Source organism: Streptomyces sp. NPDC093586 (assembly GCF_044764905.1).
In the GTDB taxonomy this organism is placed as follows: domain Bacteria; phylum Actinomycetota; class Actinomycetes; order Streptomycetales; family Streptomycetaceae; genus Streptomyces.
This window is the reverse complement of sequence record NZ_JBIWJA010000009.1, coordinates 194,594-207,453: the sequence shown is the minus strand read 5'-3', so window position 1 is coordinate 207,453 and position 12,860 is coordinate 194,594. Positions and strand designations below refer to the sequence as shown.

Sequence of the window (12,860 nt, the reverse complement as noted above, 5' to 3'; positions counted from 1 at the left end):
ATGACACTCACCCTCGGCAAGGACTTCAAGGGCGCCGGGGTCAAACTCAACGCCACGTCCGGAAAGACTCCGGAAGGGGTGGAGAAATCCACGGCCGACCAGGTGCGGTGCGCCAGTTGACCTGAGGGGCCGGTCGTACGTCTCACAGGACGGCTGCGGACGGACGCCGGGCCCGCGGCGCGGGGCGGGGCGGCAGGGGTGGGGAAGGACGCGGAAGTGACGCAGAGCGGTGTGCGGCAGGGGGAGGACACGCGGCAGGGCGCACCGGACGCCCCCGAGCGTGACGAGGCGGTCGTCGAGGACGCGGACGACGGCGACGGCGGTACGGAGGCCGATGACGGCGGCGCGGAGGCCGGCGGACGCGGGCCCCGCAGGGGACGCCGTGTGCTCCGCCTGACCGCGCTGACGCTCGCCGTGCTGATGGCCGCCACGGCCAGTGCCGGATACCTCTACTACGAGCACCTCAACGGCAACATCAGGAAGGACGTCCTGAATCTCGGCGACAACAAGGTCGCCGCGCCGACGCCGAACGCCGCCGGCCAGACCCCGCTGAACATCCTCGTCATCGGCTCGGACGCCCGGGACAGCGAGGAGAACCAGCAACTCGGCGGCGCCCGCGAGACGTTCGGCTCCACCCCGCTCGCGGACGTGCAGATGCTGGTGCACCTGTCCGCCGACCGCAGCAACATGTCGGTCGTCAGCATGCCCCGCGACACCCTGCTGAAGATCCCCAAGTGCACCGACCCGGACGACGGGACGGTCTACCCGGCGAGCGAGGGCCGGGTGATGGCCAACCAGAGCCTCGGCCACGGCGGCCCCGGCTGCACGGTGGCCACCTGGCAGGAGCTCACCGGCATCCACATCGACCACTTCGTGATGGTCGACTTCGCGGGCGTGGTGTCGATGGCCGACGCCGTGGGCGGCGTCCCGGTCTGCGTGGACGCCAACATCCACTCGCGCGACGGCCAGGGCCACGGCTCCGGCCTGAAGCTGGAGAAGGGCACCCACCCGGTCAAGGGCGAGCAGGCCCTCCAGTGGCTGCGCACCCGGTACGGCTTCGAGGACGGCAGCGACCTGGCCCGCGCCAAGGCCCAGCACATGTACCTCAACTCGATGGTCCGCGTCCTGCGCGAGAACGCCACGCTCAGCAACCCGGGCAGGCTGCGCGCGCTCGCCGAGGAGGCCACCCGGGCGCTCACCGTCGACCCGGGCCTCGACACCGTGAAGAAGCTGTACGACCTCAGCGACGAGCTGCGCGGGGTGAAGCCGGAGCGCATCACCATGACCACGATGCCCAACCGGTACGTGGGCGCGCGCGTGGAGCCGACCGAGGACGCGGAGCGGCTGTTCCGGCTGGTGCGCGAGGACATCGCGCTGGACGGCAAGGACGCGCGGAAGAAGCCCGCGAAGGAGACGAAGGCCCCGGCCGATCCGGCCGCCGCCGACGGCGAGATCGCGGTGCAGGTGCGCAACGGCACCCGTACCGACCGTCTCGCACAGGCCCCCGGGCGCGCGAACACGGTCGCCGGCCTGCTGGTGGAGCGGGGCTTCACCCGGGCCGTCGCCGACCCCTCGGTGCTGCCGAGCGAGGACCGCACGGTCGTCCGCTACCCCAGTGCCGACCTCGCGGGCGACGCCCTGCGGGTCGCCGACTCCCTGGGGATACCCGCGAGTTCGGTGCAGCGGTCCACCGACGTCTCGGGCGTCACCCTCGTCGTCGGCGCGGACTGGCGCGAGGACACGGCCTACAGGGCGCCCGCGGCGGACGACAGGACCCCGGAGTCGGCCGAGGCCCTCAACGGCGCGGACACGAGCGCCTGCATGCACGTGAACCCGGCGTTCACCTGGTCCTGAGCCGCCGTCCGGAGCCGTCTCACCGGGCGCCGGCGGCGTCGGCGTCCGGCTGGACCGCCGGGCGCCGCGACGCGATGACCCGCTTCGCCAGCGACCGCGGGCTGGTGAGGAAGCCGAAGCCCCACGACATGTGCATGGTCGCCAGCGCCACCGGGATCCACGCCCGCGCCTTCAGCCCGAGCCCCTTGCCCGCCGGGACCGATCCCGCGACGATCGCCGCGAGGTAACCGCCGGGTACGACGAAGCCCCACGGGGTCACCGCCGCGCCCACCACGACCCCGGCCGCGATCGCGCACACCGCCACCGGCGGGGCGAGGTAGCGCAGGTTGATGGAGCCGGAGTGGTACCGGGCGACGACGTGCCGCCAACGGCCGTAGTCCTTGTACTGCTTGGCCAGTGCCCGCACGCTCGGCCGGGGCCGGTAGGACACCCTCAGCTCGGGCGAGAACCAGATCAGGCCGCCGGCCTCGCGGATGCGGTAGTTCAGCTCCCAGTCCTGGGCGCGGATGAACTCCTCGTTGTAACCGCCCTGCCGTTCCAGCGCCTCACGGCGGAACACCCCCAGGTACACCGTCTCGGCCGGGCCCGCCTGCCCGCCCGTGTGGAAGGCGGCGTTGCCCACGCCTATCTTCGACGTCATCGCGGCGGCGACGGCGTCCTCCCACGCGTTCTCGCCCTCGGCGTGCATGATGCCGCCCACGTTCTGCGCGCCGGTCTCCTCCAGCAGCCGTACGGCCGTGGCGATGTAGTCCGGCGACAGCATGCCGTGGCCGTCGACACGGACGACGACGGGGTGACGCGAGGCCCTGATCGCGGCGTTCAGCGCGGCGGGCGTGCGGCCGGTGGGGTTCGGCACGGTGTGGACGCGGGGGTCCTCGGCGACGAGTTCGGCGGCGATCTCGTCCGTGCGGTCCGTGGACGGACCGAGGGCGATCACGACCTCCATCTCGCCGGCGTACTCCTGGGCGAGGATGGCGCGGACGGCGCCGCGCAGATGCCGCTCCTCGTTGAGGACGGGCATGATCACGGAAACGGCGGGCAGCCGCACGTCGGACTTGGCGTTCATCGGTGCTCACGTTACCGCGAACGGGGGACACGGGTGCGCGCCGCGGGGGTCGCAGCCCCGGTCAGCAGATCGTATGGGCCTACGGTGCTCACGGATCCCACGCCCTGCCCCCGGCTCCACCCCCGCGGAGGTGTCACCTTGCCCACGCCGCCCCGCTCCCCCAGGGTTCCGGCATCGCCCCCACAGGACGGTCCCCCGCCGCAGCGCACCCGCCGGCGGTCCTCCCGCCGCCCGCCGGTACCCGCCGTACGGCGGAAGAGGCCGCGCTGGGCCATGCGGGCGGTGACCGCGCTGTCGGTGGTGGTGCTCGCCTCCGCCGGGATCGGGCACGCGGTGCTCTCGGGTCTGGACGCGGACATCGCCCGCGTCGACGCCTTCAAGGACATGAAGAACCGTCCGCGGGGCGGCGGCGGCATGAACGTCCTGCTGGTCGGCACCGACGGCCGCGACCGGATCGGCGAGGAGGAGCGGCGCAGGTACCGGCTCGGCGGCGCTCCCTGCCACTGCACCGACACGATCATGATCGTGCACATCTCGGAGGACCGGGAGCGGGCGAGCGTGGTCAGCCTGCCGCGCGACTCGTACGCCGTGACGCCCGACCACACCGACCGCACGACCGGCGAGCACCACCGGGGACATCCCCTCAAACTGAACGCGGCCTACGCCGAGGGCGGGCCCCAGCTGACCGTCCGCACCGTCGAGAACATGACCCACGTGAAGATCGACCACTATCTGGAGGTCGACTTCACCAGCTTCATGAAGACCGTGGACGTCCTCGGCGGCGTACGGATCTGCACCGTCCAGCCGCTCAAGGACCGCTACACCGGGCTCGACCTGCCGGCCGGCACCCACGAGCTGACCGGTGGGCAGGCCCTCCAGTACGTCCGCGCCCGCCACCTCGACGGGGCCTCGGACCTGAGCCGGATGAAGCGCCAGCAGCACTTCCTGGCCGCGCTGATCGACCGGGCGACCTCCTCCGGGCTCCTGCTGAACCCGCTCAAGTTCCGTGACGTCACGCAGGCGGTGCTGGGCTCGGTACGGGCCGACAAGGGCTTCGGCACCGACGAGCTGCTGGCCCTCGGGCGGGCGATGCGGAACTTCTCGCCGTCCTCCTCCGAGTTCACCACCGTGCCGATCGAGCGGATGGGCTACGCCGTCGAGGGCGTCGGCTCGACCCTCAAGTGGGACCCCGCCGAGTCGAAGCGGATCTTCGACGCCCTGCGCGAGGACGAGCCGCTGGCCCCGCACGGCACGAAGCCCGAGGGCCCGGCGCCGGTACGGGTTCCGGTCGACCCGAAGCAGATCCGGGTCCAGGTGGAGAACGGCACGCACACCGCCGGACTCGGCCGGCGCGTGGACGACGCGCTGGCCGCGACCGGTTTCCTCACCACCCGGGCGCCGGTGAACGCCGCCGACCGCGCGGTCGCACGGACCGTGGTCGCCTTCGACCCCCGCTGGGACAACTCGGCGAAGACGCTGGCCGCCGCCCTGCCCGGCAGCGAGCTCAGGCCGGTCCCGGGCCAGGGGCCGACGCTGAAGGTGATCGCGGGCACCGACTTCAAGCAGGTGGTGAAGGTGAGGCCGGCAGACCCGCCGCAGGAGTCGGGCGCGGTGGTGCGCGGCGACGAGGTGGTGTGCGGGAAGCGGTGACCGGCCGCGGGCCTCAGGTGCCGGAGACGGTGACCTTCTCGTCGTTCCTCAACTGCTCCACCAGCTTCTTCACCTTGGCGTCGTCCCACTTGAGGTTGGAGCCGACGTTGCCGGAGACCGGCATGTTCATCGACGTGCCGTCGCCGCCGCTGACGCTCTTCATCGCCCAGAACATGCTCGCCAGGTCGAACAGGCCCATGTCCTTGTCGACGATGAGGGAGTCCAGGCCCGCGCCCATGGTCGGGTACAGCTTGAACGGGTTCAGCACGGTCGACGGGGTGGCCACCTGGCCGGCCAGGGCCGACAGGAACTTCTGCTGGTTCTTCGTGCGGTCCAGGTCGGAACCGGGCAGCGCGTACCGGGTGCGGACGAAGGCCAGGGCCTCCTCGCCGTTCAGGGTCTGCTTGCCCTTCTTGAAGTCGGCGCCGGACTTCTTGTCCTTGATGTCCCGCGGGATGTCCATCTCGACGCCGCCGACCGCGTCCACGATGTTCGCGAAGCCGGCGAAGCCGATCTCCACGTAGTGGTCGATGTGCAGCCCGGTGTTGAACTCGACGGTGCGCACCAGCAGCTCGGGGCCGTCCTCCGCGTACGCGGCGTTCAGCTTCACGTGCCGGCCCGTGCCCTCGTACTTCTTGCCGGACTCGGAGCCGACGAAGCTCGGGATCTCCACGTCGGAGTCGCGGGGCAGCGAGACCAGCGTCGACCCGTTGTCCCCGGTGTGGAGGATCATCACCGAGTCGGTGCGCTTGCCCTCGGCGGAACCGGTGTGCAGGTCCTTCTTCTGCTCGTCGGTCATGCCCTCGCGGCTGTCGGAGCCGACGATCAGGTAGTTCGTGCCCTCGCCGGCCTCGGGCCGGTCGATGACCTTCGACAGGTCGACCTCGCGGTTGAGCTTGGAGTCGGCCCAGAAGTAGGTGCCGACGGTGGTGACGACCAGCACGGTCGCCACCGTGATCGCCGTCCACTTGATCCGGCGCCGCCAGTCCGGCGCGGGACGCGGACCGCCCGTGCCGGGCGCGGCGGGGCCGCGGCCGCCGGGGCTGCCGTAGACCTGGCCGGTGTTGTAGCCGCTGTCGTACGCGTCCTGGCCTCCGTGGCCCCGGCCGTCGACGTACGACGGCTGCTGCGGCACCCCGCCCCCGTACGGAGGGGCCGCCTGGCCCGGACCGGGAGACGGCGCCGCGCCGCGGCGGACCTGACGCATCACACGGGCGCTCTCGGGCTGTGCGCTCGCGCTGCCGCGTCCGTACCGGCCGGCGCGGTTGTCACCGGGTCGTCCCTCGGGCCAATCATTCATGCGGACCAGTGTGCAGGCCGCGACGGCGTGACCGACAGGGCCGTCGGAAAATAGGGCCGGCGCTGTTGCGAAGCTGACACAAATTTCCCGGATGCCGTCCCGGCATAAGGTGGAGGCCATGACAGACCAGGCAGAACAGGCCTCGGCCGCACAGTCGGCGGCACCGGAGATCCCGGGCAAGCCGACCTCGGCCTCCCGCACCACCCTCAGTCACATCATGACGCACAGCGACACCAACCTTCTGGGCACGGTGCACGGCGGTGTGATCATGAAGCTGGTCGACGACGCGGCCGGCGCCGTGGCCGGACGGCACTCCGGCGGTCCCGCCGTCACCGCGTCCATGGACGAGATGGCGTTCCTCGAACCGGTCCGCGTCGGCGACCTCGTCCATGTGAAGGCCCAGGTCAACTGGACCGGCCGCACCTCCATGGAGGTCGGCGTGCGGGTGCTGGCCGAGCGCTGGAACGAGTCCGCCCCCGCGACCCAGGTCGGCTCGGCCTACCTGGTGTTCGCCGCGGTGGACGCCGACGGCAAGCCCCGCGTGGTCCCCCCGGTCATCCCCGAGACCGAGAAGGACAAGCGCCGCTACCAGGAGGCCCAGATCCGCCGCACCCACCGCCTGGCCCGCCGCCGCGCGATCATGGAACTGCGGGAGCGCCGGATCGCGGAGGGCTTCGAGGACTGAGGTCCGGGACGGGCGGCCGGGGACTCCTCCTCGGACCGGATCCGCCGTCCCGGCCGGCCGACCGCCGTGCGGCGTCAGCCGGCGGCGGTGACGGTGAGGTTTCCGCCGCCCGTGCGGGCCTTCACCGTGTGCGCGGAGGACGGGTCACCGGCCACGTCCACCCGACGGTCGCCGCCGTCGGTCCTGGCGTCCACCGCGTAGGGGCCTGCGGGCAGCCGCACCGTGACGTCGCCGCCGCCCGACTCGGTCTCGACCTGGTCGGGCGCCGCGGTGAAGGAGGCGTCGATGTTGCCGCCGCCGGTGTGCGCGGCGACCTTCTTCGCCGCGGACTCGCCTATCCGTATGTCGCCCCCGCCGGTCTTCGCCGCCACGGCCCCGGCCAGGCCCCGCACGGTGACGTCGCCGCCGCCCGTGTCCACGGACAGGACGGTGCCGCGCGGGACCGTGAGGGTGTAGCCGACGCTGCACTCGCCGGAGTCGCCCTTCGCGCAGCCGGGAGCGTCCAGGGAGAGTGCGCCGTCGCGTACGGAGTGTTCGGTGCGCGGCTTCTCGTCCGTGTACTCGATCCGCTCGGTGACGTCGATGGCGGAGCCGTCCGCGGCGGTCACTTCGACGTTCCCGCCGTTCGACGTGATGCGCAGGGACGTCACCTTGTCGTCGACCCGGTACCTCGACTCGTCCACCGTGGTCTTCCCACCGCACGCCGTGAGCGCGGCGCCGGCGAGGACGACCGAGGCGGCGGCCAGGGCACGGCGGCCGGCCCTGCTGCCGGCGTACTTCGCGTACATGGCTCCTCTTCTTGAGCGGGGTCCGGCGGGAAGGATGTCGGCGGCGGCGCGAGGGGCGACGAGCCGGCGCCCGTTCCGGGTCATTCGACGTCCTTGAGGGTGCGTTCCACGGACTCGATCCGCGCTCGCACGTCGCCGAGCTGGGCGGAGATCTCCGTCAGCCTCTGGTCCAGCAGTTCCTGTGTGGTCAGGGCCATTTCGGTGAGCCGCCGGTACTCCTGCTCACGGGCGAGGACGGCCTTGGCGCGCTGGGTCTTGCCGAGCTGACGCAGGGCCACGATGATCACGGGCGTGAGCAGCAGCAGGACGCCCAACGTGATGATGATGCCGTCCAGATCGTAGATGTGGTTCATCGTTCCCCCCCGGCCTGGCCGGCCTCTTCTTCGGTCGCGACGGTGATCGTCTCGGCGAGCCTGATGACGCTGCGTGGAGTCAGGTCCAGGTCGAAGGGCACGACCTCGTAGTACTTCATCGCCTTTCCGTCCTCCGAGACCTCGAGCGTGGAAGTGACCAGTCCGGCGCTCTCCAGCTTGCGCAGGTGCACCTGCAGCAGCGCCCGGCTGATGCGGAGCTCCCGGGCGAGCCGGCTCACGTAGTTGCGCTCCCTGGCCACGGCCGCGACGACACGCAGCCGATGCGGGTTGGACAGAGCGGCGAGCACCTTCGTCAACTCGTCTCCGGTGAGATCAGAGAGGTTCATACGGACTCCTTGCTCCTGCCAAGAAAAATTAGCAGGTGCCAGCGACGCGTACAACGAGATGGCTTGATCACTGCGCCCCCTGTGCGGACATGGCCGAAAAGGTGACCCGCTCGGACGCCTCGGCAAGCGGCTCACCGTCCGTCGCCCCTGCCCTGTTGTGCACCACGTACGTCGTCTCCCTCCAGACGCCGCCTGGCCTGCCGCCGCATGATCAGGGAGCTGTGAGAACGCCGGATCGCGGAGGGCTTCGAGGGCTGAGCCCCGGGGACGGGCGGTCAGGGTCTTCCCACCTCGAACCAGAGCAGCTTCCCGGCGCCGCGCCCGGGCAGGCCGTCACCGAGCGACCACGCGCCCCACGAGTGGGCGTACTCCCGCATGAGGTGCAGCCCTCGTCCGCCGTCCGCGCCGGTCGGGGCGGGAGCGGTGTGCCCTCCGGGCGGTTCGGCGAAAGGCGCGGGGATGTGCGGGTGGCTGTCCCACACACCGACCCGCAATCGCCCGTCGCTCAGCGCGGTGAGCCGCAGCGAGCAGGGCCCGCGGGTGTGCCGGTAGGCGTTGGTGACCAGCTCCGACGTCAACAGCTCGACGTCGTCCATCAGCTCATGCCGGCCATGCCCGTCGAGGGCGGCCCGTACGGTCATACGTGCGACGCGTGCGGCTCTGGGGTCGTGCGGCAGACGGAGGGCGTACGCCCAGGTGTCGGACGGGGATACGGTGCCCATGGAGATGCCTCCTGGAGATGAGGAGATTCGGCTTGCCCAACAGCCCCACCGAGCGGTGGCAGTGCCTGGGAGGTGCGCTTCCGGCTTACGGAGGTGGGGAGATGGGCGGTGGAGCACAACACAGCCGGGAAACTGTAAGTTCTTCCATGAGAGTCACGAAGACCTACCAAATACCATCCGTGTGAGTGACGTCGCCCGCCCATCTCGAGGGAGAAAAGCAGCTCGTCATGCCCCCAGCACCCACCGCGACCCTGCGCCAGCAACGCCTCGGCGTCGAGCTACGCAAGCTCCGCGAGCGCGCCGGCCTGACTTCGACCGCGGCCGCCGCGCTCCTCGGCGGCCCGCAAGCCCGCATCAGCAACATCGAGGCAGGCCGGTACGCCGTAAGCGCCGATCGCGTACGCACGCTGGCGCGCAACTACAGCTGTGACGACGAGGCGTACGTCGACGCACTCGCCGGCATGACCGGTACTCGCAAAAGAGGCTGGTGGAAGGAGTACCGCGACAATCTCCCGTCTGGTCTCCTCGATCTCGCCGAACTGGAACAGCACGCCACAGCGATGCGCGTCGCCGTCACCGTCCACATGCCAGGCCTGCTTCAGACGCCGGAGCACGCACGAGCCACCATGCGCGATGCGGTTCCGCCACTGCGCCCGTACGAGATCGAGCACCGCGTCTCGTACCGGGTGAAGCGCCAGGCTGTCCTGTTCGAGGGCACTCCCACGCCGTACACAGCCGTCGTCCATGAGGCGGCGCTGCGCATGGGTTTCGGCGGCCCCGCCGTCGCCCGGGCTCAGCTCCACCATCTCCTGGCGATGAGCGAGGAGCCCACTGTCACCGTGCGGGTTCTGCCTTTCGGCCAGACCGGTTTCCCTGCCTCCGGCCAGCCGATCACCTACGCGACCGGGCCGGTACCCCAGCTCGACACCGTCGTCCTGGACACCGACCACGGCTGCGAATTCCTGCACGCTGAAGCCCAGTTGAGACGGTACCGCTCTGTACTGGACCGCATGGAGTCGTGTGCACTCCCCGAGTCCGAGTCCCGAGACCTCATCCGCCGCATCGCCACGTCTCTGTGAGGAGCCTCCCATGCCCGAACTCACCTGGCAGAAGTCCACGTACAGCGCCGAGGCAGCCAACTGTGTCGAGATAGCCACCACCTCGACCACGATCCTGGTCCGCGACTCCAAGACCCCCACAGGATCACACCTCACCTTTCCTCCCACCGCGTGGGCGGACTTCCTCTCCCACACGGCGAAGGCGAGCCACTGAGGTCTTCTCGGACGGCTCTCATCACAAGATCGCCTGCTACGACACCAGGTACTTCTGGAGGGGCCCCTGCGGCTGGTCGATGCAGAACCAGACGCCCGTGTGAAGATCACGCCGTGAAGAACCTACATTTCCGTCTCGCTGACGACGCGGACCTCACCGCTGTCGTGCGTCTGCGCGACGACGCCGCCCGTTGGATGCTTGCCCGGGGCGTCGGCGGTCAGTGGCAGCCTGGTGAGCTGGGCGGGGACCACTTCCGCCGGGTCATGGAGAACGGTGAGGTATGGCTCGCGGAAGCTGCCGATCGTGTGGTCGGAGCCTGGGAGCTGTGGTGGGAGGACGAGGACGCCTGGGGACCGCAGCCACCGACGGCCGGCTATGTACACCGGCTGATGGTGGACCACGACAGCGTCCCGCCCGGGACAGGACGGCAGCTCCTGCGAGCCGCGGAGCGCCGCGTGGCCGAGGCGGGCCGGCCGTTGGTACGCCTCGACTGCCTGGCCGGCAACGCACGCCTGAACGCGTACTACCTCGACGCCGGCTACCAGGTCGTCGGACGCAAGGAGGGCAAGCCTCAGCCGGGCGGTACGCCCAAGTCGTTCACGCTCCTCGAAAAGTCCGTACGGGACGGAGGGGAACAGGCGTTATGACGGCGTGCTCCAACCGCGGGGAAGGACGACGGATCCCTTGGCGTCCTCGGGCCTGCCGACGCTAAGCGGTTTCCCGTTCCGTCAAGCGTGATCGCTTGACCGGTGTGCCCAGCCCTCGGGAGCATCAACCCAGCCACGGGGTACCGGCAGCGGTACGGGAGAGGGGAACCCAGACCATGAAGGTCACCAAGCTGGTCAGCACGTGCGACATCAAGGACTGCCCGACGATCTACGCCACGGATCGCGGCACCTTCCTGGTACAGGGCGAGACGCCGACCGACCACGGACTTCGGATTCCCGCGCACGAAACCCTGGTCGAGATCCCGATGGAACTGATCCAGAAGGCCATCCGTGACAACCTCATCTAGGACCCTCGGCGACCTCTTCGACGCGTTCGAACGCGAGGCATTCCGGCTGGAGACCCTGGACGACTACAGCAAGTCCGGGAGCATCGACGCCTATCAGGCGTTTCTGGCCGGAGAGCCACAGCCGGACGACTACAACGCAGGCTGGGTGGAAGAACTACGCTCACACACCGAGGAGGGGAAACGGATTTATCGAGTCCACATTCTGTCCCGTCCGCTCACGGACTATCTGAGGTTCGAACTCGGCTGGGGCTACCAGAAAAACATGACCGGGGGCGAAGAGTTCTTCATCCTCGACATCACCGACAAACCCAACCCCTTGGAGGACGTTCCGGATTTCTGGTTCTTCGACTCCGAATCCGTCGCCGTGATGAACTACGACGGAAGCGGGAAGTACCTGGGGTCGGAAGTGCTACCGCCGGGACGGGCGGCGGAATTCACGCGGTACCGTGACACGGCATTCGCACACGCGGAACCGTTCACCGAATGGTGGGCCAAGTACGGGACGTGAACAGAGCACAGCTTGGAGCCGCGCTGCGGGCGCTGCGAGTGGCATCCGGCAAGGAAGCCAAAACCGTGGCCCGCAGCGCCCTCATGTCTCCGTCCAAGCTATCCAAGATCGAGAATGCGAAACTGGCACCCAGCGCCACGGACGTAGAGCGCATCCTGACCGCAATCGACGTCTCGGACGAGGTCAAGGCGGAGTACGCGGAAGCCGCACGCGCGTCAGCGACGGAGGCAACGGCGTGGCGCCTGCTCAAGCGGGTCGGGGTCCACAAAGGCCAGCAGGCCGCCAAGGCACTGGAAGCCCAGATGTCGGTACTGCGGCTGTTTCAACCCGCGCTGGTGCCTGGCCTGCTCCAGACTCCCGAGTACATCCGGGCCATTCTGCAACGCCACAACCTGAGTGAAGACGCACTCACGCGAACGATCAGCGGTCGGCTTGAACGGCAAGCAGTTCTCTACGACAACACGAAGTCGCTGCGGTTCATCATCACCGAACCCGTTCTGCGGTGGCGCATCGTGCGACCTCAGATGATGGCTGCTCAGCTTGATCGCATCGTATCCATCTCACGACTTCCCCATGTGGACATCCGGGCAGTCCCCCCTACGGGTTCAGCAACAGGACATCGCGAACCATGCCTTTGTCATTCGTGACGACCGCATGGTGACTGTTGAAACTGTCCACGCCGAGGTCGTCGTCACTGACCCGCACGATGTGGGTCTCTACGTCGACAAGTTCGAAAGGTTCGAGCGAGTAGCGCTGGCCGGCGACGATATGCGGGACCTGATCGAAGGTATCCGCAACGAATTTTTGCGGGAACAGGAAACAGGCTAGAGGCTCGATCGTGGCCCGCAGAAGATGGGGTCATGCAGAGCGAAGAGAGAACGCCAGATCCTGCAGCCGAAACCACGGCAGGGACGTGCCTGTCGGAGCTGCCTCGCGAGCCATCACCCGTGTCGGGCTGCCCCGACTGTCTTTCTCTGTCGGTAGCCCGTGAGAACGCACGATCCACAGGTGACTACAGCGCTGTCTCCGACGCCAACGTGAGGCTGCGGCAGCATCAGGGCAAGACGCACGGCTCGTGAGCAAGGAAACATACGCTCAGTTGTTCGCCAAGCATCCTCTGATGTCGTTTCGCGTCTCTCGCGACTCCGGGCGGACCTGGGAACGCGAGCGGGCCGTTTTCTCCACGGCCGATCTTCCGCCTCTGGCTACGTCTGAGTGGCCACCATGCCAATGCCAGTCGTGCTCCGGACCCGGTAAGCGCCCCCGACCGCTGAAGCGTGGCCCATTCCCCTGAACTCCC

The 12,860-nt window shown here is 69.3% G+C and carries 14 protein-coding genes and 1 pseudogene; 9 read left to right on the top strand and 6 right to left on the bottom strand.

Annotated features, from left to right (window positions below; genetic code table 11):
• Nucleotides 1-216: 216 nt before the first annotated feature.
• Complete coding sequence (locus ACIRFH_RS13125) at nt 217-1,854, top strand: LCP family protein (RefSeq protein WP_403519833.1); 1,638 nt, start codon at nt 217-219, stop codon at nt 1,852-1,854.
• A gap of 19 nt (nt 1,855-1,873) precedes the next feature.
• Here ACIRFH_RS13125 and ACIRFH_RS13120 read toward each other — a convergent pair whose 3' ends face one another.
• A complete protein-coding gene (locus ACIRFH_RS13120) occupies nt 1,874-2,920 on the bottom strand; it encodes a glycosyltransferase family 2 protein (RefSeq protein ID WP_403519831.1) in 1,047 nt (348 codons plus the stop codon).
• A 273-nt stretch (nt 2,921-3,193) separates the two neighbouring features.
• Here ACIRFH_RS13120 and ACIRFH_RS13115 point away from each other — a divergent pair, with 273 nt between their 5' ends.
• Nucleotides 3,194-4,570, top strand: a complete 1,377-nt coding sequence (locus ACIRFH_RS13115; protein WP_403519829.1) for an LCP family protein — start codon at nt 3,194-3,196, stop codon at nt 4,568-4,570.
• 13 nt (nt 4,571-4,583) lie between these two features.
• Here ACIRFH_RS13115 and ACIRFH_RS13110 read toward each other — a convergent pair whose 3' ends face one another.
• The gene (locus ACIRFH_RS13110; protein ID WP_403519827.1) at nt 4,584-5,870 is read right to left on the bottom strand and encodes an LCP family protein; all 1,287 of its coding nucleotides are present in this window, start codon (nt 5,868-5,870) and stop codon (nt 4,584-4,586) included.
• 118 nt (nt 5,871-5,988) lie between these two features.
• Here ACIRFH_RS13110 and ACIRFH_RS13105 point away from each other — a divergent pair, with 118 nt between their 5' ends.
• Nucleotides 5,989-6,555, top strand: a complete 567-nt coding sequence (locus ACIRFH_RS13105; protein WP_403519825.1) for an acyl-CoA thioesterase — start codon at nt 5,989-5,991, stop codon at nt 6,553-6,555.
• Between the two features lie 74 nt (nt 6,556-6,629).
• Here the strand turns inward: ACIRFH_RS13105 and ACIRFH_RS13100 are convergent, their stop codons facing one another.
• The 4 genes from ACIRFH_RS13100 to ACIRFH_RS13085 all read right to left on the bottom strand — a co-directional run bounded on the left by ACIRFH_RS13100 (nt 6,630) and on the right by ACIRFH_RS13085 (nt 8,765).
• Nucleotides 6,630-7,343 carry a DUF4097 family beta strand repeat-containing protein gene (locus tag ACIRFH_RS13100; RefSeq protein ID WP_403519823.1) on the bottom strand — a complete coding sequence of 238 codons (714 nt, stop codon included), beginning with the start codon at nt 7,341-7,343 and terminating at the stop codon, nt 6,630-6,632.
• Nucleotides 7,344-7,423: 80 nt separating this feature from the next.
• On the bottom strand, nt 7,424-7,696 hold the full coding sequence (locus tag ACIRFH_RS13095; RefSeq protein ID WP_403519821.1) for a hypothetical protein: 273 nt from the start codon (nt 7,694-7,696) through the stop codon (nt 7,424-7,426).
• Nucleotides 7,693-8,043: an ArsR/SmtB family transcription factor gene (locus tag ACIRFH_RS13090; RefSeq protein ID WP_403519819.1), complete on the bottom strand. Its 351-nt coding sequence runs from the start codon at nt 8,041-8,043 to the stop codon at nt 7,693-7,695. Before ACIRFH_RS13090 ends, ACIRFH_RS13095 begins: the two co-directional genes overlap by 4 nt.
• 275 nt (nt 8,044-8,318) lie before the next feature.
• Nucleotides 8,319-8,765, bottom strand: a complete 447-nt coding sequence (locus ACIRFH_RS13085; RefSeq protein ID WP_403519817.1) for an ATP-binding protein — start codon at nt 8,763-8,765, stop codon at nt 8,319-8,321.
• A 227-nt stretch (nt 8,766-8,992) separates the two neighbouring features.
• Between ACIRFH_RS13085 and ACIRFH_RS13080 the strand changes: the two genes are divergently transcribed.
• The 6 genes and pseudogenes from ACIRFH_RS13080 (at nt 8,993) to ACIRFH_RS13055 (ending at nt 12,388) form a co-directional block, all read left to right on the top strand.
• A complete protein-coding gene (locus ACIRFH_RS13080; protein ID WP_403519851.1) occupies nt 8,993-9,844 on the top strand; it encodes a helix-turn-helix domain-containing protein in 852 nt (283 codons plus the stop codon).
• Nucleotides 9,845-9,854: 10 nt separating this feature from the next.
• Nucleotides 9,855-10,037, top strand: coding sequence for a DUF397 domain-containing protein (locus ACIRFH_RS13075; RefSeq protein WP_403519815.1), 183 nt, complete (start codon nt 9,855-9,857; stop codon nt 10,035-10,037).
• Between the two features lie 113 nt (nt 10,038-10,150).
• Nucleotides 10,151-10,684, top strand: a complete 534-nt coding sequence (locus ACIRFH_RS13070; RefSeq protein ID WP_403519813.1) for a GNAT family N-acetyltransferase — start codon at nt 10,151-10,153, stop codon at nt 10,682-10,684.
• A gap of 176 nt (nt 10,685-10,860) precedes the next feature.
• Nucleotides 10,861-11,052 (top strand): hypothetical protein, encoded by a 192-nt coding sequence (locus ACIRFH_RS13065; RefSeq protein ID WP_356342913.1) that lies wholly within the window; start codon nt 10,861-10,863, stop codon nt 11,050-11,052.
• Nucleotides 11,036-11,560, top strand: coding sequence for a DUF6879 family protein (locus ACIRFH_RS13060; RefSeq protein WP_403519811.1), 525 nt, complete (start codon nt 11,036-11,038; stop codon nt 11,558-11,560). The genes ACIRFH_RS13065 and ACIRFH_RS13060 overlap by 17 nt, the downstream gene beginning before the upstream one ends.
• Nucleotides 11,557-12,388, top strand: a pseudogene (locus ACIRFH_RS13055) (helix-turn-helix domain-containing protein). Before ACIRFH_RS13060 ends, ACIRFH_RS13055 begins: the two are co-directional and overlap by 4 nt.
• Nucleotides 12,389-12,860: the final 472 nt, after the last annotated feature.

Coding starts and splice junctions, on each gene's coding strand:
- ACIRFH_RS13110 (WP_403519827.1), bottom strand. CDS start 5,870: ATGAATGATTGGCCCGAGGGACGACCCGGTGACAACCGCGCCGGCCGG.
- ACIRFH_RS13100 (WP_403519823.1), bottom strand. CDS start 7,343: ATGTACGCGAAGTACGCCGGCAGCAGGGCCGGCCGCCGTGCCCTGGCC.
- ACIRFH_RS13080 (WP_403519851.1), top strand. CDS start 8,993: ATGCCCCCAGCACCCACCGCGACCCTGCGCCAGCAACGCCTCGGCGTC.
- ACIRFH_RS13085 (WP_403519817.1), bottom strand. CDS start 8,765: ATGGGCACCGTATCCCCGTCCGACACCTGGGCGTACGCCCTCCGTCTG.
- ACIRFH_RS13105 (WP_403519825.1), top strand. CDS start 5,989: ATGACAGACCAGGCAGAACAGGCCTCGGCCGCACAGTCGGCGGCACCG.
- ACIRFH_RS13095 (WP_403519821.1), bottom strand. CDS start 7,696: ATGAACCACATCTACGATCTGGACGGCATCATCATCACGTTGGGCGTC.
- ACIRFH_RS13075 (WP_403519815.1), top strand. CDS start 9,855: ATGCCCGAACTCACCTGGCAGAAGTCCACGTACAGCGCCGAGGCAGCC.
- ACIRFH_RS13090 (WP_403519819.1), bottom strand. CDS start 8,043: ATGAACCTCTCTGATCTCACCGGAGACGAGTTGACGAAGGTGCTCGCC.
- ACIRFH_RS13065 (WP_356342913.1), top strand. CDS start 10,861: ATGAAGGTCACCAAGCTGGTCAGCACGTGCGACATCAAGGACTGCCCG.
- ACIRFH_RS13115 (WP_403519829.1), top strand. CDS start 3,194: ATGCGGGCGGTGACCGCGCTGTCGGTGGTGGTGCTCGCCTCCGCCGGG.
- ACIRFH_RS13120 (WP_403519831.1), bottom strand. CDS start 2,920: ATGAACGCCAAGTCCGACGTGCGGCTGCCCGCCGTTTCCGTGATCATG.